Here is a 22,717-nt window from a genome sequence, read left to right as displayed (position 1 = left end):
TAGTCGAAGACGGCATTGATCTGATGTACTGCATTGGGCCTCTGGAGGTTGGTGAGAGTCTGAAAGCAAAGCCAATCGGTGTACAGAAAGCGACGCTGTGGCCCGCAGTTGCAGGCCCCTGATCGCGTAGCGTTGTCAGTAAGATGGCGCGCCACGATTAGACACTGCCGGTGTCCTTTAGCAAATTGCACGCCAAGATGCTGTTCAAGTTCCTTGATGGCGCACTACAGTCGCTTAGCCACGTTGCCAATGTCAGCCTCGTCACAGGTGAAACAGCCATTGGATCAACTGGGCCACCGAGTATAAAGCTATGAGTAGCAGCATGCCACCGAGCATGGCTCGTGTATCTACTTTCACTTGAGAGAATAGCCAAAACATAAAGACGATCACGCCCACGCCCGCGATGAGCTTTAATTCGCTCACGTTGGCTCCTCCTCCTCTTGCAAACGCCTCGCAAGGCGCTGACGCCAAGATGGCAACCCTCAGCGTCCGCGACTGTCGTGTCGCAGCCATCTCATGAATCCTTACCAGTCCGCCTGGAAGCCTTCAGGTAAGCTTTCGGATAGATGGCAGGTAGGGCAAGTAACCAGAATGTCTCCCAAAACGCCGTCGAGACCACGTTTGGCATTGCGATCCAGGAATGGTCGCAGGGACAATCGACAAGAGCGCTGCTCAATCCGAGTCGTTGTGGTGGAGCACTACTCCCGATCTCCCGGCTGCGAACGGCTTTGTAGCTGACCACGCTAAATTTAAATTGCTCAGACATAGATTATTCCTTGTCTTGGATGCCGCCCAGATGATGGTTTGTGTACTTTGGGGCTACTATCGATCACTTCTTATTCACCGCACTGCATTGCGGCTCATGTTCAAACCGGCGTAGAAACACATCTCTCACCTTAACTGCTGTGTTAATGCACAGATCACGCTCAGCAAGGACAAATATACCTCTTGCCATAATGTCGGCCCACTCTTTTTTGTTTGTTGCGTCCCATTTTCTCGAACTAAGCCGTTTGTCAATCAAGGTAGCTTCTTCACTTGCTATTTTCGCCATTAGCAGAGAGCCGCAGAGTTTTCCAGTCAGCTGAGATATTGTTGCCTTGGTAAAGTCTTCAGTAGGGGCGATCACGCATAGATGCGGTGCACTTGCCAGGTCGGCGGCGTACGTGAGAAGAGGTGCCGCCATGATCACACTAAGCGTACGGATAAATAGTTTCATCGGGATTTTTCCTTTGTGCTAAGTGCGTGCTGCAGACGCATCGCTACTCGCAGCAGTACTACGGAAATTGCAGGAGAAATTGGCAAACCGGACAATCCATGGGTTGGCACACATGGCTGGTATTAGCCCACGCTATGCTTCGAAGCTATTCAAACGCGAACGCAGTGAGCGTAATTCCGACACCGTGTAGCCAAGGAAAACACGTTCGTCACCTTTAAACAGCAGGCATTGCGGGAAAGCGCCCCAATATTGCAACCTTGAGTTCGTTGAGGTTGAGTCCACAGGTAGATCGGATCAAGCGCATGTCACCGATTGGTGTCACCAACTTTAACGTTTGTAGCGCATTATGCATTTCGGCGAGCATGGTACTTCCCTTAAGATGGGCAATGAGATCACCAACGGTAAACACTTCATACTCCCATAATCGGAGCCGCAGCCCATCTTGCATTTCCACATAGCCGAAGTTTAGCAGGCCACACAATTCGTGCACTTGTCTGACCGGATGTCGTTCATCGAATTTGTAACCATTAAACACGCGATTACCCAGTGCAATACAGGTGTACACCGTCATTGAATCAGGCGTGTTCCATCCGATCCGACCAAACAGGCCTCGCCGGTTGACAGCGTCCTCCAGCCAATTTTGGCGCAATGTCAGTTGGGCCGAAGCCCCGGCCATCGCGTCATATGTGTTGCGCAGTTCGTAGATATTGCAAGGATGATAAGTGTTTTTGCACTCGAAAATGAACACATGCTCATCCTTCCAAGCCAACAGATCGACCTCCAGCTTGTTCTTGCCGACAGTCAAATTGATCTCCTCAGCCACCCGGAATCCTGCTTTCCGAAGTGCTAGGGCAAGCTCTGACTGCATACGATCAATTCTATTCGGCCCCACTGGCACCATGCGGTTACGCAACTTACAAAGCAAATTACGTGTAAGATTGACGTTCGAAATGATCGCCATTGGAAGCATGTACCAGCCGCGTGCTTGGATAAGGGGCGTGTAATAAATGTCGAGATCAGATGCAGCCAGATCGGCGGTCAACAGCGGGAGTATCGCACTTGCTTTGGCATCGCCAACCGCAAAGGCCAGTATGCTGATCAGCTTGTCGTGCGAGAACGTGGGCAGACAAGACTTCATATAAAGGCCCGCCTGCTCATTGTAGGGAACATGGCGCTCAACTGCATGAAGCAAGCCCTGATGCATAAATTTGAATAGGCGCTGAACCTTAATCAGGTCATGTACCGTAATGCTGCCATCAACAATGGCATCGGGAACCTCTATCGGTTCGATATATTCCTCCCATCCAAGGGACTCGAACATCGACAAGTCTTCCAGAAAGTATTTGCCGTCGCTAAATAACTGCGCTAATTTGGGCGACATCGGCAGCTCCAACCTAAATCTAGGTATTGGAAACTGCTGTAGCTGCACTACCTGATTTCCGTACGTCGCAAAGTACCGGTCCGCGAATGTCGACATCGACATGATCTTGTTCTCAGCCCGCGCGCGCTCCAGGCGATGGCGATCTACGTGCTGTCGCATCTCTTTTTGGACGTACCCAATTCTGACCGAGTGCTCCAGGGTGGGATCGATAGATTTCACATAAACCTGGTTACCAACGCATTCAGCATAGTACGGGAGCCCTGCGAGTTCCACCTCCACTTCTCTATAACGACAGATTTTGAGGGAGTCATCCAGTAGCTCCCGAAAGCTCATGTTGTACCCAGCATTTGGGGATGTTAAGCCCAGCACATGCATGCCGCCTAGCTTGCGGAGATGAAACACGCCCAATAGGTATGAAAATGCCTCAGCGAGTTCCTCATGGGTGACATCTGGGGCGCCTTTTTCGCCAAGCGTGACCCGATCCGGAAAACAAATTGCGGCGTCGACCTCGGCCAACAAATTATTAATCATAAGCTCGCCACCAGCTTCCAGTCGCACCACAAGTTTGTGGAACAGCGTGCGCAGCGATGGTGCAAGTGTGTACAGTGCGGCCATCGACATCAAGTAGATGACACCAGCCGCGTCTATGCCATACGCAGTAGCGTTCTTAATCCAATCGGCAACAACGCTCCCTATGGCGCGCGAATCGAAGTCAAAAGTGGAGGCGCGCAATATGCGCTCGCGCTTCAAGCATGCTAGGGCCTTCTCGGGACCCAGCAATACTAGTAATGTTCTAGAGGCCGTGAGAGCACGGCCGGTTCGGTTGCGTAAAATGGCGGCCTTCAAAGCGTCGACTGCAGCTTGTTTATCAACCGCGGACTTAGATGATAGTGTTGCCTTAAGCGCCACTACAGTGGCAACAGGCTGCTGCGCTGTATGCAGTTGGCGGAAAACTTCATCAAACGTCATCTTATTTCCTCGATTTCCTTATTAGCATCCAACAGTATTCTGGTTCAGATCATCTCCGTCTACTTGCATACTTCACACTGGGTTACTTGGCCAGAGCGCATTCATCTTACATCGGTTGGTTCTGTCTGGTTGTTGATTCGAAGACGTAATTTACTAGGAAAAATCGCAATACCTCAAACTCAGGCAAGCCATTGTGCTTAACAGGGGACATATTTTTTAACAATACCTGGTTGTTGTGATGTTATCCTGAAGTGATCAAAATAGCGGCACAGTATTCCGGCGCCAGAGCTTCGTGTCGATGTGCATATATTAACTTATCGAGAGCGCAATCTTTAAGCCACTGATTTATGAAAACCACAGAATTCGTGCCTACGTTCGAGCCCAACGAAGATGACTACCTTCCACTACACTCTCAAGATGATGATCAGTCTTTTGGAGAGTGCGCGCAGCCCCGATTAACTGCTTATTATTTAAGTCGCGATAGAGTTCTTGGCATGTTGGATGTTGAACGACTGCCTGCACATCTACTTGCGGCATTACAGGGGCGAGATGTTGCAATGTCTTCGGGAATTCTCTCCAATTTAGTTGGCGCGCACGTGATCGATACTATCCGAATTGGGCGGATTCAGACGCTTACACAACTTGCATTTGATGGAAAAATAAAAGCTGGGGTGCAGTTTATCTACGAAGGGCATGCATATGGTAAAGGATTCGCATATGCCAATAAGTCCCCGCAGCGCTCACTTACTGAAAAGCTTGATCCACCGCTTGCCGGCCAAAAATTGGTCGTTGAATTTTCAAAGAACGGATTACTCAACGATACAGCTAGTACGCGGCTTTCCGGCTCCGTGGGCAACATCTTTATATATGGGTACGTAACAGAAGTCGAGCCAGAGTCGATTCGGGCCGTACCCTATATTATTGGGGACTTGGTCGACGACGTCCGCAGGCTCCCACTTCCCTTTCTTCAATCATTAGAGATTAGGCCGGAACAGATAGCTCAGTTCAAAGGTATTGACTCAGAGTGGACGCCGTCAAAGGCAGAGTTTGAGCGAATGCGTCAGGTACCCGAACGTAAGGTCAAGGAGTTGATTTGTCGGCTTCTTGGGGAGCACGACGTGCCTAAGGACTGGGGCGGAGAGGAATGCGACGTTCTTTCCGCTAATCTTTCGATCGAGGGGCAACGGCAAACAGGTGCATTTCTACTCAAGGGCCCTGCATGCTTTCACTCAATGCGGCCGACAGATTTGGGGAAAAACGGCGACCAGCTATATCGGCTCTTCAACATTCCAGCGCAAGTGTACGTTGTTCAACACTGCCACTTCATCGGCGCGGCGGTTCGTAAGCAAGCCGAGGCCTATGCGCTTTCACGCGCATTCGTTGCACCTTGTCGCTTTGTATTCATAGACGGCTTTGCGACGGCAAGATTGTTGCGCGCGCATGGGGAATGGCCAGCAGCAATAGCTACAAAACAGAAACGGATCAAGGCCTGATTTTTTGAGCATAAAGCGGCTCCTTCCTTTCGCTCAAGCACCCCAATGCATCTCTACGTGAAAGGTAAACGTCTGCTCGGCGACATATGCTGGATGGTGGCATCACATCGCTGAGACGCGGCACGTTTCAGGTTGCTGGAATCTCCGCGGTGTCGGTCCGGAGTAGGATGTTATTGCCCCAGCTAACCACATGGCGTAGCCAGGCTCCGGGGACGACGTTATTGAGCTTGGCGGCCCGATCAACGAGTAGACCGCGGCGGCGTGCTCGCCGTAGCTGTCGGCGCTGGTGAATAGGTATCTATACGCTTTGAAGAGGGACTGTCCATTTTGGCGTTGGGTTTTGGGCGCATCGCTGGTTGGCTTCAACGCTTTCGTATATTGTGTATCCGTCACGAACAACCGGCAGAATTTCACCAAGCCATTCTTTTGTTCGCTTGTTCACTCATCTGTTGGCGGTATACCGAGAGGTTTGTTAGGGGCTCTAAGCCTCGCCCGCACTGCTCACTGTCGAGCCTAACGTTGCGTCTAATTGATCTCCAAGTCCTGCCCAGGCCGCGTGCTTCTCTTTTGCATAGTCGTGGTGTAGGTAGTGTCTTCGTACCTTGCTCCCTTCCAGCACGTGGTTTTGGCAACGGTCGATGATGTCTAGTGGTATGCCCAACCCCTGCATCATGGTGGCACCAGTGCGGCGCAGGTCGTGCGGTGTCCAAGCACCATTTGCACCTCCGGCAAGAACGAGCGTATTATCAGTGCGCCGATTCGCCAGAGGCTTGGCTGGGCCACCATCCCTACCTTTTTTGAACTGAGATTGGCGGTCGCCAACCTGCTTGCTGATCGCTCGAAGGTCGATGTGTGTGTCACCGTTGCGACTGGGGAAGCAGAAAGCGGTGTTGCCTGTAACTTGGTGTAATTGGCGGAATTGTCTTAGCGTGAAATCTGACATATGTACTGTCAGGTCGGCCACGTTGTCTTTGACATCTTTCTTAGGGATAAGCCAGATTGCCGCATTGAAGTCAATATTCTCCCAGCGAGCTTTCGACATCTCGCCCACACGGCACATGGTCGAAAGCATAATCCAGATTGCGCGCTGCGTGGTCAGTTCGAGCGGTTGTGGCACGATGCGCTTGTTCGGCGCTTTCTCATACTCAGACTGCAGTCTGTACAGTGTCCGGTGAAGTTCTCGAATCTCTTCCAGTGTTAGGATTCGACTACGGGCGTTATCCATGTTGTAGTCCGACGCCACGATCTTCTCGATTTCAATTAATTCCATCGGGTCACCGTCCACCATGAGTTTGCGCCACGGCTGTCGCTTGCGGCCCCAGGCGAACATTTGTGTAAGGTTGTTGCGCATCATGACGGCCGACCGGTTCACACCGCGGTCAACCATATTGCGTAGCACCGTGCGTAGGTGGTGCTCGGTCAGCTTCTTGAGCTCAATGCTACCAATGGCAGGCAGCACGTCTGCCTCAAACATTCGCTTTATCATTGCGTTGCCATCTTTCCGACGCACACCGTCGGCGAGCCATGAGTCGAACAAATTTTTCAAAGTTAGGTTCTCGGTCCGCTGTAGCTCAATCAATGCTATTTTTTCGGCAATTACCTCTTGCCGTGCATGTCGAGCCACTTTCTTCTCCATCCCCGGATCGATTCCATTGGCTACTTGCGCTCGGGCCACGTCGCGGTTGCTTCTGATCGTGCTTAAACTGTCTGTCGGCCAGGTGCCGCAAGAAAAATCCTTAAGCTTGTTTTGCAGACGGAAGCGATAGTAAAACGATATCACTACGTTATTCTCCCCCTTTGTACGCACCCGACCGAACAGGTTACCTTCCTCGCGAACGACGGTTCCGGTCTGTTCGGAACGAATTGCTTCAAGTGCTTTATGGGTGAGTTTTGCCATTGCTTTGCATCGGGGTAGGGGTAGTCAAAATTTACCCCTATATTTACCCCTACATATCCTTAGGCTCTTATGATATATCTTGAAGTCTGTTGAAACAAACTAATTCGTAACATATTGATTTTTAAGGTGTATTTTTCATATTTGAAACCGGCTGAAGTGTGTTGAAATCAACATATAAGTATATGGGGTGCATGGGGTCGGAAGTTCGAATCTTCTCGCCCCGACCATTAGATTCAAGGAGTTACAGCGCAAGCTGTATAGAAACCCAGTACTGTTTATTATACGTTTGTATAATATCGGTGCTGGGTTTTTCCGTTTACAGAAGCGGACGCTGCGTTAGAGCTGCGCCAGGCCATGATTGACTCGACAGATATGTGCAGCAAGCAAGTAACGATAGATCTTACCTACGCCAAGAATGCTTTGTTCGTTCGTCAATCCGTTGCGGTCGCTTTTGGCGTGCCAATCGATACGGAAATAACTTGGGTCTTTCTTCGAGATATGCTCTGTAATGCCAGCGAGTGTGCATTACCTGCGCGGGTGTTAGTCTGTGGCCTGCCAAGTGCTAGCGGCGCGATTGGCGATGAGATTCGAATGCTCCGCACCTTTCTCCGCGCGCTTGCGACAACGCGAAGCATCGAAGTTCAGATTGTTTTGCACGATTAAACATGTGGCGCTCTGCCTCTGCTCTGGGGCGACAGTTGCCGTACGCCGTAGGGCTGACATCGGCCAGGAACAGTCATTCGCGTTGACGTGACAATACGTGACCTTTCTCGCTTGCTAAGTCGTTATGCTCATGGGCCGCTAGCGGCCAAAGACGGACGCCGATGAGCATATTTTTCGATTCACGGAGAGTCATATCAAAACACTTGCACGCGCCATAATTTTCGCCACACAATATATAAATAGTCGAGCCGGCGACGCCTTGGACGACGATGTCGCGGTACTCGAAGAGATTTCAGCGGAGTTGAAAAAAACTTCCGTCGAGGAAAAGAAATGCCTTATCCAAACCGCAAAAGAGCTCGGACTTGAATCTTGGCTGGATGAAATGGGCATTGATTAAGTGCGCAGAAAAAGATATTGGAAAGCTGCTGTTGGGCCGGGAGCGGACGTTGAACAGGCATGCGCTGCTGCTTGCCTGCCTTTACGGGCAAGAACACAATCGTCTTCAACGATTCTGAACGCAAGTCGATTCTGCGTCGAATTTCCCCGGGCTACTTTCAGCGACGCTAACGACTGCAAGAGCAGCCGCCCGATAGAATAGAGCTTGTTTAATTCAGGGCATGCAGTCGTCCATTTCTAAGTATGGAATCAATGACAGTGATGGCAACAAAGTGGAAGAACCAGGAGGTGCGAAGCTGCAATGGCCTTCTGTGCAGCAATGGTGATCTCTACGACGTGCACGCAACCAGAATGGCCAGGGTACGTGAAAAACGGGAACTTGGCGGTTGGCTCAATGTCGCGATTCTGGCGCAAGAAGAGTTGTATGGTGGACGGTACATGGTTAAGTGCGGAGAGGCTGCGGAACACGGCTCGATCGGCGTAGTCGTTTTTGAATCGCTGCAAAATCATGAACCTGTTTGGACGTTTGTTTCGGATCAATCCAATCCATTTGATCAAATAACAATCAAGGGCGGCTTGGTGTTGGTGCTGTCAACGTCAGGCGCCGTGTTACGGTTTGGTGCGCCAATGAGGGAGGCAAGGCTTCTGCTCCCGAGTACTTCGATCCATGGTTCTAACGACGAGCGCTTGTAAAGTGAGACGCTGCGCGTCCGCTATGCTTAGGTGATGCCTTTTAAGCAGCCTCCGGCCACAAGCGGTCAGTCGTGAACAGGGAGACAGATGGGCTTCATCAACAGATGTGAAGCGTCGCTACGATTATTTGGCGACGACCTCATTCCCGAAGAGGTGTGCCGTCTATTCGGCCATTTCCCTTCGCAGGCATGGATGGCAATCCCTCTTAGAGCGCGTTAAAAGTAGAGCTTGAGCCGCCATGGCAAGCTTCTGTTTTGGCGTGATGGCGCCAAGTGCCGTGTTCGGCCGGTCGTGATTGCCAGTCCACAGCCAGCGGGTTGCCAAATCCTCGATATCCTCGAGCGTTTCAAACAAATAATGGGCCAACCAGTCGTAACGCACCGTGCGGTTATGTCGCTGAAAAATGGATTGATCAGCGCTTCCCTCCGCTATTCTCCTCAAAGCATTTGCCGACAGGCACCCGGCGGCGTGCCGATGACGCGCTTAAAAGCACGACTGAACGCGGCTTGCGATGTATAGCCAAGGCGTCGGGCGACGACGTCGATGGATATTCTTTCGTGGGTGAGCAATTGTCTGGCAAGGCGCATTCTCAATTCCGTGGCATAGCGCAAGGGCGGCACTCCGATGGTGGTTTCAAAGCGTTGGGCGAAAACAGAGCGGGAGATATGGCACTCCGCAGCCAACTGCGCAACTGTCCATTCACGACCAGGCTGGCGGTGCAGCGCCAATATGGCGCGAGCAAGGCGCGGATCACGCAAGGCGGCGAGGAGACCGGAAGCGTTTTCACAACCGCATTCAATCCAGCCGCGCACGATCATTGCTGCCGCGACCTCCGCCAGGCGAGCCAGAATGCCTGCAAAGCCAATACGGCCGGCACAGATTTCACGCTTCATTGAATCAAGAACAGGCAGCAACCCGGGATAGCCTTGCGCTTGCGTGTCAGCCACCATGACAATTGGCATCAGCTTGCCGATCCCTTGCATCCCGCCGAGATCGAATTCCATGCAGCCGTAAAAAATAACGGCACTGGGCACGGGGTGCGTACTGGGACATGTGTCTACTCCGCTAACGGATTCACCCAGGGGCGCGACATCGAACTTTTCGATGTCCTGAAATGCAATACCCGCATCCGATAGAAGCTGATGTCTCCTGCCGTGAGGCATGAACACCGCGCTACCGGCGGACAGCTTATGCAACTCACCATCATCGGTACACAGGAAGGCAGTGCCAACAGCGAGGAAGTGGAAGTAGGCGTGGCCTGGCTTGTCTTCAAAGCCTATGCCGAAAGCTGGACCGGTCTGAATACGCCGGTACTGGACTCCACGCAGGCGCATGCCTGTCAATAGTTCATTGACGAGATTAGATAATGGAAAAATTTGATTTTGCTTGCTCATTTTAGGTGTTTCGATCAAAACATCCGGACTTGCCATCATAGATCATCCTGCATTTTACCTCTAGACTTTCGACTCCGATTGTTTTAGGGATTTTAGAGATGAACAACGATGTTTTTGCTACCGAGCAAACGCCCAACGCGAACGATGTGTCTGTTCTAGAGCCAGCGAGAGCGGCATGGATGGCAGTGTTTTCCCTGGCCATGGGGGTTTTCGGTTTACTGACGGCGGAGTACCTGCCGGCCAGTCTACTGACCCCGATGGCCTTCGATCTTGGCGTATCGGAGGCACTAGCTGGTCAGGCAGTGACGGTGACGGCCGTAGTGGCCATGTTCGCCGGGCTGTCGGTGCCAGTTCTAACGCGTAATTTTGACCGGCGTGTCGTCTTGTTGGCTTTCACGGTGCTGATGATCGCCTCCAACTTGCTGGTGGCGTTGTCCTCAAGCTTGACAGTATTATTGGTGATGCGCATTCTTCTGGGCGTCGCGTTAGGAGGCTTCTGGAGCATGGCGGCAGCCGTGGCCATGCGACTGGTGCCGGCAATGCTGGTGCCGCGAGCGCTATCCATCATATTCAGTGGCATCGCCGTCGGGACGGTCGTTTCCGTACCGCTGGGCAGTTACTTAGGGGGGATATATGGCTGGCGCAGTGCATTTATAGCAGCCGCGGCTGTCGGAGGGCTGACACTTTTGTTTCAATTGTTCACGCTGCCCCGTATGGCGCCGCGCACGATGACGCGTACCACATCGGTGCTGCGATTGCTCCGTCGCCCGGGGATTGGGATCGGGATGTTGGGCTGCGTACTGGCCCATACCGGGCAATATGCATTGTTCACCTATATTCGCCCCGCTCTTGAAAGCGTTGTCCATATAGATGTAAATGGTTTGTCTCTGATGCTCCTGGGTTTTGGTGTCGCCAACTTCGTTGGCACGCTGCTGGCCGGCTGGCTAATGGAGCGTAGCCTGCGTGCCACTTTAGTGCTCATGCCTGCACTGGTGGGCTTGGCGGCATTCGGCATGATCCTGCTGCCAGTCCAAGGAACAGGCCTGATGTTTTTGGTCGCTCTGTGGGGCCTGGCGTTCGGCGGCGTACCTGTCGCCTGGTCCAACTGGGTAGCCCGTGCTGTCCCGGATCAAGCGGAGACAGCAGGCGGCATGGTCGTCGCTGCGGTGCAATCGTCAATAGCTGCCGGCGCTGCATTGGGTGGCATTATGTTCGGCTTTGGTGGCGTGACAGGCGTTTTCATGATTGCTGGCGTTGTGATGCTGTTCGCCGCTCTCGTTATTGCTTTAAGAGTTCGCGTGGAGCTGCCGCAGCACGGTGCGACCGCTGCCCCGGTGCTGCACGGTTGAACGCAAGCCACATCCGAATTTTCCATATTGGGCTTACGTCAGCCGAAAATTTTCCCATTAATCGTCACTTCGGTATGTTTGGTATGATGAAAATGTCCAGTCCTAAAATAGATTGACAGTATTTATTACTCGAAACGCCCGATGCCCTGTATCGGGCGTTTTGCACTTCAGGGCCGTATGCGGTCGTTCCTGGTTGTAGATCCGCACCGATTGCGCCACCGGATTGGCCTATTTCTTTTCGGTCCGCCGTCGCCATGCGGGCATGCATCATCTGCTATGCAGTTCATCCCTCCTTTCCACCATCCTGTGCCCCGATTTTCGTTCCCTGTCGCTGTCATCAACCTGGCAGCACGGCTTTGACCTATGATTTGCTGGCACATGCACCATTATTATGTTTTCCTTCATCCCACAACCATGAGGTGTCCATGATTCGCTATGTCCTGCCTGCCCTGTTGTTCGCCAGCGCCCTGCCGGCGCATGCCCAAGCCCCTGTCAAGGAAACGCCGCTGATCGAGCGCACCAAGCTGTTCGGCAATCCCAGCAAGTCCGGCGGCAAGCTCAGCCCCGATGGACGTTGGCTGTCGTGGATCGCGCCGCGCGATGGCGTGCTCAATGTGTGGGTGGCGCCGGCCGGCGACCTGGCGCAGGCGCGGCCGCTGACGGAAGAAAAGGTGCGTCCCATCCGCGGCAGCTTCTGGTCGCCCGATTCGACAACCCTGCTGTTCATCCAGGACAAGGGCGGCGACGAGAATTTCCTGCTGTACGGCGTGAACGTGGCGACCGGCAAGCAGGTCAATTACACGCCGTTCGAGAAGACGCGCGTGCGCATCGTCCAGATCAGCAGCAAGGTCAAGGACCGGATTCTCGTCGGCATCAATAACCGCGATGCGCGCTGGCACGACGTGTACAGCCTGGACCTGGCCAGCGGCAAGCTGACCCTGGTGCAGCAGAACGATGGCTATGGCGGCTACCTGGCCGATGAATTGCTCAATCTGCGTATCGCCAGCAAGGCGCGCGCCGATGGCGGCATGCAGTATTTTCGCCTGACGGACGGCAAGGTCGAGAGCACGCCGCTGACCGAAGTGGGCCTGGAAGACTCGCAGACGACGGCGCCGCTGGCGTTTACGGTCGACGGCAAGACCTTGTACTGGACCGATTCGCGCGGCCGCAATACCTCGGCGCTGCTGGCGCAGGACGTGGCCAGCGGCAAGACCACGGTCATGGCGCAAGACCCGCGCGCCGACATCGCCGATGCGCTGTACGACACGCGCACGGGCCGGGTGCAGGCCTATACGGTCAATTATCTGCAGCAGGAATATCTGCCGTTGGCGGACGACCTGAAAGCCGACCTGGACTTCCTGAAGAAAAATACCCAGGGCCAGTTCACGGTGACCTCGCGCACGGATGCCGACGATAAATGGCTGGTGAATGTCGATGCCGTCACGGCGCCCCCATCGAGCTGGCTATACGAGCGCAAGACCAAAAAGCTCACGCGGCTGTACGTGACGCGTCCGGAACTGGAAGGCGCGCCGCTGGTGCCCATGTATCCGCAGCAAATCAAGGCGCGCGACGGCCTGAACCTCGTGTCTTACCTGACCCTGCCGCAGGCGTCGAAGGCGGGCGCCGGCGGCAAGGCCATGCAGGCGGTGCCGATGGTGCTGCTGGTGCACGGCGGCCCGTGGGCGCGCGACACCTATGGCTATAACGGTTACCATCAGTGGCTGGCCAACCGCGGCTATGCCGTGCTGTCGGTGAACTTCCGCGGGTCGACGGGCTTCGGCAAGCAATTCATCTCGGCCGGCGACCTGCAGTGGGGCCGCAAGATGCATGACGATTTGCTCGACGCGGTGCAATGGGCGGTGAAAAGCGGCGTGACGAGCGCCGACAAGGTCGCCATCATGGGCGGCTCCTACGGCGGCTACGCCACCCTGGCCGGCATGGCGTTCACGCCGACGACGTTTGCCTGCGGCGTCGACATCGTCGGCCCGTCGAACCTGTTTACCTTGCTGCAAACCATCCCGCCGTACTGGGAAGCGGGCAAGCAGCAGTTCTACAAACGCATGGGCGACCCGACCACGGAAGAGGGCAAGGCGCTGCTCAAGGAACGCTCGCCGCTGAACTTTGCGCAGAACATCCAGCGCCCGCTGCTGATCGGCCAGGGAGCGAACGACCCGAGAGTCAACGTGGCTGAATCGGACCAGATCGTGGCGGCCATGGCGGCGAAGAATATTCCCGTCACCTATGTGCTGTTCCCCGATGAGGGCCATGGCTTTGCCCGGCCCGTCAACAACATCGCCTTCAATGCCGTGACGGAAAACTTCCTGGGGCAATGCCTGGCGGGCCGCGCCGAGCCGATCGGCGCCACCCTGAAGGCATCCACCGCGCAGGTCAAGTATGGCGCGGAGTTTGCGCCGGGCTTGCTGGAGGCGATGCGCTAAGAGCCTGTCCCAGGGGATGTATGCATCCGCTGGGACAGGTTCTAAGTCAGCGTCAGGTGTGGTGACGCTTCCATCTCCGCCACCACCTGCTGCAAGGTATCGCCAAAGCCGCCCCGTGCCCTGGCATGGCGGCGGGCGCTGGTGGTGACGCGCGGCGCGGCGCTCCAGGCGATGTGCGCGCCGCACGCTTGCAGCGCGGCCACCATGGCCACGTCTTCGCTGCAAGCCAGTGGCGCGAAGCCGCCGGCGCGCAGGTAGGCGCTGGCGCACACGCCGAAGTTGGCGCCATGGATGTGGCGGTGGCCGTCGGCATCGGTATAGGTGCGGCTGAAGTGGGCAAGCAGCGCCCCGGCGTTGTCGCCGTGCGGCGACCAGTCGTCCACGGCCACCGTGCCGCAGACGGCATCGGCATTCAGGCCCAGCTGTGTACTCAGCCACGATGGCGAGACGCGCGTATCCGCATCCGTGAAGGCCAGCCAGCGGGCACCGCGTTGCAGCAGCTCCTGCGCGCCTGCGGCGCGCGCGCTGCCCACGTTACGCACATTGACGGCGATACAGTCGAGGCGCCAGCGCAGGTCCGTCTGCATGGCGTGCGTCAGCACGATGCGTTGCGACTGGTCGCTGCAGGCGTCGAGCACGATGACGATGCACACCGCTTCTCCGGACAGTCGGGGGCAGGTGACGGCAAGGCGCAATGCCTCCAGGCAGGCATCCAGGCACGCTTCCTCGTCATGTACGGGCACCACGACGCCGATCATGCAAAGCCCTCGCGCTGCGCTACCGAGCGCGCATCGTTCGACCAGATCCCCAGCAGGAAGTCGGTCTCTTCGTGGCGCAGCACGCGGTGCAGGCCGGGCGCATCCTCGAACGCCGCATGCACGCGCACGGTCGAGATGATGCGTTGCGCGAATGGCGCGCGCCAGTGGCACAGGGCGATGCTGCCGCCCGGCGCCAGGCTGGCGATGCAGTGTTCGACCACGCGCGCCAGCTCTTCCGGCGACAGGTAATAGGCGATCTCGCTGAGGACGATCAAGTCAAACTTGTCGGCGCCGGGCAGGATGCGCGGCCAGTCCTGCGGCAGCCGGTGCTGCGCGAGGCTGACGTTGCCGCCGCCTCCGGCGTCGAGCAGCCGCTGCTGCGTGAGCCCCAGCGCTTCGGCCGAGAGGTCGGCCGCCAGCAGGCGCTCGCAGCGCCGTGCCAGCGCCAGTGTCAGCTCGCCATTGCCGCATCCCGGTTCATATGCGTGGCGGTAGCGTTGCTGCGGCAGGCTGGCCAGCAACAGGGCGCGCTTGCGCTCCTCGTACCAGCGCTGGCGCACCAGCCACGGGTCGGCATCCTGGCGATACAGTTGTTCGAAATAGCTGCGGCGCTGGTCGTCGGGCGTGGAAATGGCGCTCATAGAAAATACACCTCCCACGCGTGCAACAGGCGCTGCAAGGCGTCGCCTGCCACGATGGCGGGGCTGCCCGTCGACGGGTCATCCTGCATCTGGCTGGCGAAGCAACGCAGGGCGGCGCGTTTGCGCTGCAGGAGGGGGGCCGGCAATGGCAGCCGGCGCGCGCGGTGCCAGGGTACGCGCGCGTCGCCCGGCACGGCCCAGTGCCAGCCCCAGACGGGCATTTCCACCAGGGTGGCGCCGCTGGCCGAGCAGGCCGAAGCGCAGGCCCAGCCGCACGCTTCATGGTCCGGGTGGCCATCCAGGCGCCAGGTGGTGAAGACGATGTCGCCGGGCCGCAGCTGCGCTGCCAATGTGGCGCTCAGCTGCGGCGTCATGCCGGCCACGCCGCCATCGGGCAGGTGCAGGCGCAGCCACGCGGGCAGCGCCAGTCCCAGTGCCTGCAGCGCTAGCGCCGATTCCTGCGGACGCACCTGGCGCAGGCGTTCCTGCGGCCAGAGTGGCGAGCCCGGGTGGCTGGCGTCGCCGTCGGTGACGGCGACGAACAGCAGTTCGCTGCCCTGCGCCGCCAGCAGTTGCAGCAAGCCGCCACAGGCGAGGATTTCATCGTCGGGATGGGGCGCGACGATGACGGCACGCGCCCCCGGCGGCACCAGGGCCTGGGCGCTGATTGCGGGTAGCTCGTTGAGCCCCGGCCAGGATTGCCACACATGGTCCGGCGTGCCGCAACCTTCGATGCGGCGCGCATGCGTATCGGCAAGGGTCAGCATGTCATAGCGCCCACGGATGGTCTTCGGCGCCGGCGACGATACCGCCGAGCACGGCCTGATCGCGCTCGGCATGGCTCTGGCGCAGGAACACGGGCAGGTCGGCCGCCAGTCGCGCGAAACGGGCGTCGCGGCACAGGGGCCCGGCGCCCAGCGCGCGCGTGGTCAGCTGCAGGGCCAGCGTGGCGGCATCCTCCACGGCCAGTCGCAGGCGCAGGGCCAGTCCCATGGCGTCGCGCTGCGGATGGGCGTCGATTTCCGCAGCGCCTTCGCGCAGCAGGGCGCCAGCGGCGCGCAGCGCACAGTCGATCTGGCCCAGCTGCGCCAAGCGCACGGCATCGGGGGCGGCGTGCTGCGCGCGTGCGTGCAGGTGGCTGGCGATGGCGCAGGCGGCGCCGTACCAGGCGGCCGCGATGCCGGCGCCGCCATGCCAGAAGCCGGGACGGGCCAGATATGCGCCCGGCGCGCCCACGGGAAAGGCGCGCGCGGCGGAAAAGGTCACGTCGACGCTGGCGCAGGCGGCCATGCCGACGGCTTGCCAGCCCTGGTCCGTGACGTGCACGCCCGGCTGCGACAGGGCTACCGAGGCCAGGCAAGCCTGGCCGTCCTCATTCCAGCAGCTGACCAAGGCATGGCTGATGCCATGTGCACCGGAGCACCAGGCCTTGCGTCCATCGAGCACATAGCGGCCATCGGCCGCCTGCTGCAATTGCACGCGCGCGCCCGGCATTTCCGCGCACCATACGCCCCAGCTGCTGCCGGCCGGCACGCCGGGGCCGTCGATTTCAGCCAGGATGGCCAGCGCATCGGTATGGCCCTCATACAGCTTGAGCAGGGACAGGTCGATGGCGGCGATGGCGGCCAGCATTTGCCAGCGCAGCAGGGTGGCGCCGTGGCCGGGCAGGGGCAGCTGGTCCAAGCCCGCATCGCGCAGGCGCCGCAGGCCTTCGATGGGGAGAAAGGCGCTGTCCTGCTGCTGCAGCAGGGCGCTCAGTGCAGCGTGGGACGGCAGGGGGAAAGCGTGGGACGACATGGCAAGCTCCTGTTTTTCAACAGAATAGCTTTCTATTTACGCAAAGTATGTTCGATTCTACACATACGCTCGCTAACGGACTCGAGTCTACGAGGCGGTGGGCGAGATGGCGCCGCCGCGCCAAGCTGCGGGGCCGGGCGGCCCCACGGCTACTCGTGCGTTTATTTTTGGGCTATGTCACCGTCAGGTGTGGGAACGCTCCCAGTGTTGCCTTCAGTAACGTTTCTGGTGAACGGATGCGCCTGGCGTCGGGTATTCAGCGCCAGCCCAGGTAGTTCGGCAGGTAGCGCGTGGCCACGCCGTGAAACGGCCGCAGCCAGTCGCATGGTGAATATGCAGAGTCAGACAGCACCGCCAAGGGAAGATTCCGCCATTTCCCCTACTTGCCGATGACTGAGCCTATTTTTTTACATACAGCATGTCGGGCACGTAACTGCTGCCGTTATGCGAGAAGGTGTAGAGAGTGTTGTCACGCAAGACGATGCCGCCTTTAATAGTTTGCGCGGGGAGCGTGCCTTCGTCGAGCAGGCAAGTGGAGCCGCCTTCATATTCGATGCACCATTGCTGTTTGCCATCTTTCTTCACGTATTGCACGCCGGGCCCTGTGACGTTGAAGCTATAGGCGGGGATGGACAGGTTCAGTTTGTCGATGCGCACGTTGCTCGCGGCCCCATTCTCCGTCAGTTTGACGAGAACGTCAGCCACGCCATCCGGTGTCGCCGTGATTTTCGCGGTCATGGTTTCCGTGCCCAGCAAGGTGCCGCTGCAGCCGGTCTTGAGATAGGTTTCGGTGGTGGAGGTCAGTTCCATCGCGCCGCTGCCGTCGGCTTTGGCTGCGACGACCATGGTCTGGCGTTCATGCTCGTCGCATGGCGCTTGCCAGGTGCCGATGTAGGGCGCCAGCGTCGAGCCGGCATTGACATTGCCTGCATCACTGCTGCCGCCGCCGCCACCGCCGCAGCCAGCCAGCAGTGCGGTACTTGATGTCAATAATACTGCTACGATTTTTTTCATGCCCATCCTTTTATGCCGGCAAACATGCGTGCCGTAGACGCGGCAACAGTATAAAAGGATGGCTCAGGGGCAATTCTCACCGAATGTATTTGCCACTTGATTTACATCAAGGATAGCGTGCAATGACCAGGCAAGGCAGGCTTAAAACTCTTCCCAGTCATCTCCTGCCGGTGCCTTGGCCGGCGCGTGCTGTGCCGCTGGGGGCTTGGCAACGGTCAGGCGCTTGGCCGGTGATGCTGTCTTTGGCGGCGCGGCGCGTGGTGTTGCCACGGCTACCGCCGGCGTTGCTGTCGGCGCCGTCTGGCGCACCTGCTCGCCCAGCTTGAACACGCTGACCACCTCGGCCAGATGGCTGGCCTGGTCTTGCAGGCTTTCGGCGGCCGCCGCCGCTTCCTCGACCAGGGCCGCGTTCTGCTGCGTCACGCCATCCATCTGCGCCAGCGCCTGGTTGACCTGGGCGATGCCGTCGCTTTGCTCGTTGGTGGCGACGCTGATGTCGGCCATGATGGCGGTCACCTTGCGCACGCTGTCGACCACCTGTTCCATGGTGGCGCCCGCTTCATCGACGAGCTTGCTGCCGGCCGCGACCTTGCCCACCGAATCGTCGATCAGCAGCTTGATTTCCTTGGCCGCGGCCGCCGAGCGTTGCGCCAGGTTGCGTACTTCCGTGGCGACGACGGCGAAACCGCGGCCCTGTTCGCCCGCGCGCGCCGCTTCCACGGCCGCATTCAGGGCCAGGATATTCGTCTGGAAGGCGATGCCGTCGATGACGGAAATGATGTCGACGATCTTGTTCGACGAGTCGTTGATCGAGGTCATCGTTTCGATGACCTTGCCGACCACTTCGCCGCTCTTCTGCGCCACGCTCGATGCGGAAGCGGCCAGTTGATTCGCCTGGCGCGCATGGTCGGCGTTTTCCTTGACGGTGCCCGTCAGTTCTTCCACCGAAGCGGCCGTTTCCTCGAGCGAACTGGCTTGCTGCTCCGTGCGGGCCGACAGGTCGTTATTGCCTTGCGCAATTTCCGCGCTGGCGCGGGCCACGTTGTCGGCGCTGGCTTGCACTTGCAGCAGCACGGCATGGATCTTTTCCACGAAGGCGTTGAAACCCTTGCCGATGACGGCCAGCTCGTCGGTCCCCTTGACTTCCAGCTTGACGCGCAGGTCGGCGTCGCCGCTCGACAGGTCCGTCATGGTGCGGCCCAGGGTGCGCAGGGGGCGCGTCAGCTGGTTGACGACAAGGATCAAAATGCCGGCCGTGGCCGCCGCGCACAGCAGGGCGACGATCAGTGTATAGATCATCAGGTCGCGCGCCGAGGCGATGGCCACGCTTTTCGGGAAGTTCAGTTCCACGCTCCAGGGCGCGATATCGGGGTGGATCTGCAGCGGCTGCAGCAAATGGATATAGCCCTGGCCGTCTTCATATTCGTACGGCTGGCCCTGGCGCACTTTTTCCAGGCCGGCCGCAGGCACGTCGTCGGCCTTCTTGCCCAGCCGCTCAGGCACGGGATGGCTCGCGTACAGGCCGCCGTTCGAGATCAGGGCCAGCTTGCCGCCCTCGATCACTTTCAGGTCGGCCAGGATTTTCGCCAGGCGCGTGAGCATGAAGTCGGCGCTGGCCACGCCCTTGAAGCCGCCGTCGATCATGATGGGGGCCACCAGCGAGGCCATCAGCACATTCTTGCCGTCGACGGGGTAGATGTACGGTTCCGTAAAGTAAGTCTTGCCCGTGCGCTTGGGCACGTCATACCAGTCGTTGGCGCCCGGTTTCGGGTCGAAGACGATGGGTTCGACTTGCAGCTTGCCGCCGGCGCCCCGCGTCCAGTAGGGCATGAAGCGGCCGCTGGCGTCGTAGTACGGCTTCTGGTTGGCGAAATCCGCATCCTTGCCGTCGAGCGCGTTCGGCTCCCACGTCACGGCCGCGCCCAGCAAGTCTTCCGAGCTGGTCAGGGTGGCCTTGGTCAGTTCATTGATCTGCTCGCGCTGCAGGGGCAGGCTGGCGCTCTTGGTGCCGCGCATGGCGCCGGCCAGGCTGGAAACGCTGGACAGGTTGCTGGCGATGCGCGCCTGCAGCGCGCCGGCCACTTCGCGCGCCGACGTGCGCGCCAGGTCCAGCGCGGCCGCTTCCGCGCTGGCGCTGCTCTTGTAGCCGATCACCGCCGCCGTGACGCCGAGGCTGAGGACGGCGAGCGCGGTGGCGGCGACGCAGATTTTACTGTTCAGTGAGAGTTGCATGATGCTGTTCCTTGATGGGAAGGGGTATCGGTGCCATGGGCGTCGCGGGTGGCGCGCCTAGAATGTCTTGCTGATGGCCACGACCAGCGTGGCCGCGGCCGGGTTCGACGTGTCGAACTGGCCGGCCGCATTCGGGATGCCCAAGGTGTAATGGTCGTAGGCGTCGGTGGCGCCCCAGGCGCGCGTCACGGCCGCGCTGGCGCTCCAGCCGCCGTCGAAGGCCCGGGTGACGCCCACCTTGGCGTCACGCCAGTTCCAGATGGCATTGCCCGTGCCCGCCACCCGGCCATTGCCGGCGTGCAGGTTCAAGGTCCAGGCATTGCCCAGGTCGACATTTGCTCCCACGTCCAGGTAGCCCGTGCCGCGCGCATGCGTGATGCCGAAGAAGTCCGGCGTGACCGTATGGTTGTACTTGGCGTACAGCATCTTGTAGCTGAGGCCCAGCGACAGTTCGCCATAGTCATACTTGACGCCTGTGGCGCGGTAGACGGCGCCCGGATACTTGTAGTAATACGCGAGCACGCTGTAGCCCAGTTCACCCACCGTGCCGCTGTAGCCGCCGTACAGATCCCATTCGACCGTGGCGTCTTGAATGTAGCGGTCGCTGACGGTGGAAGCCCAGGTGCCGAGCGACCAGCCGCTCGGATGCGCGTAGTCGGCCCCCGCCTGCAGCGCCGGCTTGCCCCAGGTCTGGCGAAAGCCGCGCGAAATGTACTGGGACGTGAGGCTGGCATTGGCGCTGAAGGTGGCGGCAGGGCTGTCCGTGCTCTGCGCCTGCACGGGCAGGGCGGCCAGCAGGAAGAGGCAGCCGAGCAAGGATGTTCCAGGAAAATAGTGGTGCGATGGCATGGCAGTCAGCTCCGTATTTGCTGGCAGCGGCCGTCCAGGCACGTTGCCCTGATGGTTGCAATAAAAATGCGGAATGGACTTTTGTGGAGGCAAGGCGGACCCTGCCTGCAGGCTCGCATGAACGGGCAGATATTCTCGCCAAACTTAACTGAAAGGATAGGGGTTGGGACTAGTGGAAGTCAACAAAGTTGCGCTACGGAAAACGTAAGTTGTTGTTTCCCGGCACTTTTTCATGTGCCTGTCACATGCGCTTGTTACATTCGCGGCCCGCCACGGCTGGCTGCCTCCTGCAGGCTGGCCAGCAAGCCGGGCAGGGCCGCGTGCAAGGCAGGCAGGTCGCCCGCCGACAGTTCGGCCTGCGTTTCCACCCGGCCCGAAGGCTGGCCCCAGACGACCTGTGCGCTGAGCCGGGCGCCCGACTCGAGTCCCGTGACGCTGACCAGCAGGGCGACTTCTTCCGGGGCATCGTCGGGCACGTCCTCGAGCAGGCAGGAAATGCCGAAATGATAATCGTGGAAGGCGCTGGCCGTGCCGCTGGAAAAGGCGAATACGGAGGCGAGCGCCTGTGGGGCCGCCGCCGCGAGTGCGGGCAGGGCGGCGCGGAACAGGGGCAGCAAGTCGTTTTCCAGCTGGAGCACCAGCGGGTGGGTGTGGACGAGGACGGTCATGGCAGGAGGAAGTCAATGGCGGCGCGCGATGTTAGCAGCTTTCGCCGCCGCTGTGGCCATGGACTGTGGTCCTACCAGTGGCGTCAGTCGTCATCGCTGGTGACGCGCGTGCGCACGAAATCGATGTGGCTTTGCATGGCCGTGCGCGCTTCCTCGGGCTGGCTGGAGCAGATGGCCTCGCACAGCGTGCGGTGCTGTGACAGCAGCTGCAGCGAGGTGGCGTCGTCCTGCTGGCGCAAGCCCGTACCGTTGATGGTGATGTGTTCGCGCAGCATGCCGATGATGCTGGTGTGCAAGTGCAGGAACATGGTGTTGTGCGACGCCTGCGCGATGACTTCATGCAGGCGCGCGTCGGCCTGCGCCTCGCCGTGCTTGTCGTCGCTGGCGCGTGCCTGCTCCAGTTCGGCCAGCAGCGCCATGATCTGCGCGCGCTCGTCGCCGTTGGCCCGCTGCGCCGCGAAATAGGCCGTCGCCCCTTCCAGCACGCGGCGAAATTCCAGGATGTCGTCGCGCAGGGCGGGGTGGTCGGCCACCAGCTGGCTCCACGGTGACGCCATGCCGGTGCGCAATTGATCGGTCACGAACACGCCGGCCCCGCGCCGGCTGCGCACGAGGCCGCGCGCCGCCAGCCGTTGCACCGCTTCGCGCACGGTGTTGCGCGAGACCCCATATTGCAGCGCCAGCAGGCGCTCGGCCGGCAATTGCGCGCCCGCCGGCAAGCTGCCGTCCAGCAGGGCCGTCTCCAGCCTGCGCATCACCATCTCGACCCTGCCCCGCGTTTGCATGCCTGTCGCCATCGATGTCTTCCGGTGTTGTTTTAAAGTGGTCCGAGCAATTTGAAGTGGCTTGCGGAAGCTGGAATTATGCGT

Annotated in this window: 20 protein-coding genes and 2 pseudogenes; 6 read left to right on the top strand and 16 right to left on the bottom strand. The window is 58.8% G+C overall.

Going from position 1 to position 22,717, the window contains the following annotated elements; genetic code table 11:
* Positions 1–261: 261 nt before the first annotated feature.
* The 3 genes from AC1RBA_RS08250 to AC1RBA_RS08240 form a co-directional block, all read right to left on the bottom strand.
* Complete coding sequence (locus AC1RBA_RS08250) at positions 262–423, bottom strand: hypothetical protein (protein WP_492417583.1); 162 nt, start codon at positions 421–423, stop codon at positions 262–264.
* Between the two features lie 406 nt (positions 424–829).
* A complete protein-coding gene (locus AC1RBA_RS08245) occupies positions 830–1,216 on the bottom strand; it encodes a hypothetical protein (RefSeq protein ID WP_492417581.1) in 387 nt (128 codons plus the stop codon).
* 214 nt (positions 1,217–1,430) lie between these two features.
* A complete protein-coding gene (locus AC1RBA_RS08240) occupies positions 1,431–3,566 on the bottom strand; it encodes a hypothetical protein (protein WP_492417579.1) in 2,136 nt (711 codons plus the stop codon).
* Between the two features lie 347 nt (positions 3,567–3,913).
* Between AC1RBA_RS08240 and AC1RBA_RS08235 the strand changes: the two genes are divergently transcribed.
* Positions 3,914–5,059: an RNA methyltransferase gene (locus AC1RBA_RS08235; RefSeq protein WP_492417578.1), complete on the top strand. Its 1,146-nt coding sequence runs from the start codon at positions 3,914–3,916 to the stop codon at positions 5,057–5,059.
* 481 nt (positions 5,060–5,540) lie between these two features.
* Here the strand turns inward: AC1RBA_RS08235 and AC1RBA_RS08230 are convergent, their stop codons facing one another.
* Positions 5,541–6,956: a tyrosine-type recombinase/integrase gene (locus AC1RBA_RS08230; RefSeq protein WP_492417577.1), complete on the bottom strand. Its 1,416-nt coding sequence runs from the start codon at positions 6,954–6,956 to the stop codon at positions 5,541–5,543.
* Positions 6,957–7,310: 354 nt separating this feature from the next.
* On the opposite strand from AC1RBA_RS08230, the gene AC1RBA_RS08225 reads away from it, so the two are divergent.
* The 3 genes from AC1RBA_RS08225 (at position 7,311) to AC1RBA_RS08215 (ending at position 8,708) form a co-directional block, all read left to right on the top strand.
* Complete coding sequence (locus AC1RBA_RS08225; protein ID WP_492417575.1) at positions 7,311–7,619, top strand: hypothetical protein; 309 nt, start codon at positions 7,311–7,313, stop codon at positions 7,617–7,619.
* Between the two features lie 259 nt (positions 7,620–7,878).
* Positions 7,879–8,016: a hypothetical protein gene (locus tag AC1RBA_RS08220; RefSeq protein WP_162995750.1), complete on the top strand. Its 138-nt coding sequence runs from the start codon at positions 7,879–7,881 to the stop codon at positions 8,014–8,016.
* A 251-nt stretch (positions 8,017–8,267) separates the two neighbouring features.
* A complete protein-coding gene (locus AC1RBA_RS08215) occupies positions 8,268–8,708 on the top strand; it encodes a hypothetical protein (protein ID WP_492417573.1) in 441 nt (146 codons plus the stop codon).
* Between the two features lie 231 nt (positions 8,709–8,939).
* On the opposite strand, the pseudogene AC1RBA_RS08210 reads toward AC1RBA_RS08215, so the two are convergent.
* Together AC1RBA_RS08210 and AC1RBA_RS08205 are read right to left on the bottom strand one after the other, a co-directional pair.
* Positions 8,940–9,152: pseudogene (locus AC1RBA_RS08210) on the bottom strand (integrase core domain-containing protein); the annotation flags it as partial.
* A complete protein-coding gene (locus AC1RBA_RS08205) occupies positions 9,146–10,141 on the bottom strand; it encodes a cupin domain-containing protein (RefSeq protein ID WP_492417571.1) in 996 nt (331 codons plus the stop codon). The pseudogene AC1RBA_RS08210 and the gene AC1RBA_RS08205, both read right to left, overlap by 7 nt.
* Before the next feature lie 59 nt (positions 10,142–10,200).
* Between AC1RBA_RS08205 and AC1RBA_RS08200 the strand changes: the two genes are divergently transcribed.
* Positions 10,201–11,451 carry an MFS transporter gene (locus AC1RBA_RS08200; RefSeq protein WP_492417570.1) on the top strand — a complete coding sequence of 417 codons (1,251 nt, stop codon included), beginning with the start codon at positions 10,201–10,203 and terminating at the stop codon, positions 11,449–11,451.
* 425 nt (positions 11,452–11,876) lie between these two features.
* The gene (locus tag AC1RBA_RS08195; protein ID WP_492417568.1) at positions 11,877–13,889 is read left to right on the top strand and encodes a S9 family peptidase; all 2,013 of its coding nucleotides are present in this window, start codon (positions 11,877–11,879) and stop codon (positions 13,887–13,889) included.
* Between the two features lie 41 nt (positions 13,890–13,930).
* Here AC1RBA_RS08195 and AC1RBA_RS08190 read toward each other — a convergent pair whose 3' ends face one another.
* From AC1RBA_RS08190 to AC1RBA_RS08145, 10 genes and pseudogenes are all read right to left on the bottom strand, one after another.
* Positions 13,931–14,647: a glycosyltransferase family 2 protein gene (locus AC1RBA_RS08190; RefSeq protein ID WP_409028136.1), complete on the bottom strand. Its 717-nt coding sequence runs from the start codon at positions 14,645–14,647 to the stop codon at positions 13,931–13,933.
* Positions 14,644–15,288 carry a class I SAM-dependent DNA methyltransferase gene (locus AC1RBA_RS08185; protein WP_070219170.1) on the bottom strand — a complete coding sequence of 215 codons (645 nt, stop codon included), beginning with the start codon at positions 15,286–15,288 and terminating at the stop codon, positions 14,644–14,646. Before AC1RBA_RS08185 ends, AC1RBA_RS08190 begins: the two co-directional genes overlap by 4 nt.
* Positions 15,285–16,055 (bottom strand): PIG-L deacetylase family protein, encoded by a 771-nt coding sequence (locus AC1RBA_RS08180; protein ID WP_230505789.1) that lies wholly within the window; start codon positions 16,053–16,055, stop codon positions 15,285–15,287. The genes AC1RBA_RS08185 and AC1RBA_RS08180 overlap by 4 nt, the downstream gene beginning before the upstream one ends.
* Before the next feature lies 1 nt (position 16,056).
* Entirely contained in the window at positions 16,057–17,085 is a 1,029-nt protein-coding gene (locus AC1RBA_RS08175) for an acyl-CoA dehydrogenase family protein (protein ID WP_230505790.1), read from the bottom strand.
* Positions 17,086–17,257: 172 nt separating this feature from the next.
* Positions 17,258–17,404: pseudogene (locus AC1RBA_RS08170) on the bottom strand (IS1595 family transposase); the annotation flags it as partial.
* Between the two features lie 80 nt (positions 17,405–17,484).
* Positions 17,485–18,105 (bottom strand): hypothetical protein, encoded by a 621-nt coding sequence (locus AC1RBA_RS08165; protein ID WP_492417565.1) that lies wholly within the window; start codon positions 18,103–18,105, stop codon positions 17,485–17,487.
* 135 nt (positions 18,106–18,240) lie between these two features.
* Positions 18,241–20,331 (bottom strand): methyl-accepting chemotaxis protein, encoded by a 2,091-nt coding sequence (locus AC1RBA_RS08160; protein ID WP_492417563.1) that lies wholly within the window; start codon positions 20,329–20,331, stop codon positions 18,241–18,243.
* 57 nt (positions 20,332–20,388) lie between these two features.
* Positions 20,389–21,147 (bottom strand): TorF family putative porin, encoded by a 759-nt coding sequence (locus AC1RBA_RS08155; RefSeq protein ID WP_083293424.1) that lies wholly within the window; start codon positions 21,145–21,147, stop codon positions 20,389–20,391.
* Positions 21,148–21,434: 287 nt separating this feature from the next.
* Positions 21,435–21,848 carry a hypothetical protein gene (locus AC1RBA_RS08150; protein WP_492417561.1) on the bottom strand — a complete coding sequence of 138 codons (414 nt, stop codon included), beginning with the start codon at positions 21,846–21,848 and terminating at the stop codon, positions 21,435–21,437.
* An 83-nt stretch (positions 21,849–21,931) separates the two neighbouring features.
* Positions 21,932–22,645, bottom strand: a complete 714-nt coding sequence (locus AC1RBA_RS08145; protein WP_492417559.1) for a FadR/GntR family transcriptional regulator — start codon at positions 22,643–22,645, stop codon at positions 21,932–21,934.
* Between the last annotated feature and the right edge of the window lie 72 nt (positions 22,646–22,717).

Source organism: Janthinobacterium sp. GW823-FHT03B06 (assembly GCF_058796955.1).
Note: the sequence above shows the minus strand (reverse complement) of the source record. Positions and strands in the feature narration are given on the sequence as shown.

Bases quoted from the DNA above. Each gene is read 5' to 3' on its own strand.
- AC1RBA_RS08150 (WP_492417561.1), bottom strand. From the start codon at position 21,848: ATGACCGTCCTCGTCCACACCCACCCGCTGGTGCTCCAGCTGGAAAAC.
- AC1RBA_RS08215 (WP_492417573.1), top strand. From the start codon at position 8,268: ATGACAGTGATGGCAACAAAGTGGAAGAACCAGGAGGTGCGAAGCTGC.
- AC1RBA_RS08230 (WP_492417577.1), bottom strand. From the start codon at position 6,956: ATGGCAAAACTCACCCATAAAGCACTTGAAGCAATTCGTTCCGAACAG.
- AC1RBA_RS08175 (WP_230505790.1), bottom strand. From the start codon at position 17,085: ATGTCGTCCCACGCTTTCCCCCTGCCGTCCCACGCTGCACTGAGCGCC.
- AC1RBA_RS08245 (WP_492417581.1), bottom strand. From the start codon at position 1,216: ATGAAACTATTTATCCGTACGCTTAGTGTGATCATGGCGGCACCTCTT.
- AC1RBA_RS08190 (WP_409028136.1), bottom strand. From the start codon at position 14,647: ATGATCGGCGTCGTGGTGCCCGTACATGACGAGGAAGCGTGCCTGGAT.
- AC1RBA_RS08240 (WP_492417579.1), bottom strand. From the start codon at position 3,566: ATGACGTTTGATGAAGTTTTCCGCCAACTGCATACAGCGCAGCAGCCT.
- AC1RBA_RS08185 (WP_070219170.1), bottom strand. From the start codon at position 15,288: ATGAGCGCCATTTCCACGCCCGACGACCAGCGCCGCAGCTATTTCGAA.
- AC1RBA_RS08195 (WP_492417568.1), top strand. From the start codon at position 11,877: ATGATTCGCTATGTCCTGCCTGCCCTGTTGTTCGCCAGCGCCCTGCCG.
- AC1RBA_RS08205 (WP_492417571.1), bottom strand. From the start codon at position 10,141: ATGATGGCAAGTCCGGATGTTTTGATCGAAACACCTAAAATGAGCAAG.
- AC1RBA_RS08160 (WP_492417563.1), bottom strand. From the start codon at position 20,331: ATGCAACTCTCACTGAACAGTAAAATCTGCGTCGCCGCCACCGCGCTC.
- AC1RBA_RS08200 (WP_492417570.1), top strand. From the start codon at position 10,201: ATGAACAACGATGTTTTTGCTACCGAGCAAACGCCCAACGCGAACGAT.
- AC1RBA_RS08235 (WP_492417578.1), top strand. From the start codon at position 3,914: ATGAAAACCACAGAATTCGTGCCTACGTTCGAGCCCAACGAAGATGAC.
- AC1RBA_RS08180 (WP_230505789.1), bottom strand. From the start codon at position 16,055: ATGCTGACCCTTGCCGATACGCATGCGCGCCGCATCGAAGGTTGCGGC.
- AC1RBA_RS08225 (WP_492417575.1), top strand. From the start codon at position 7,311: ATGATTGACTCGACAGATATGTGCAGCAAGCAAGTAACGATAGATCTT.
- AC1RBA_RS08165 (WP_492417565.1), bottom strand. From the start codon at position 18,105: ATGGGCATGAAAAAAATCGTAGCAGTATTATTGACATCAAGTACCGCA.
- AC1RBA_RS08145 (WP_492417559.1), bottom strand. From the start codon at position 22,645: ATGGCGACAGGCATGCAAACGCGGGGCAGGGTCGAGATGGTGATGCGC.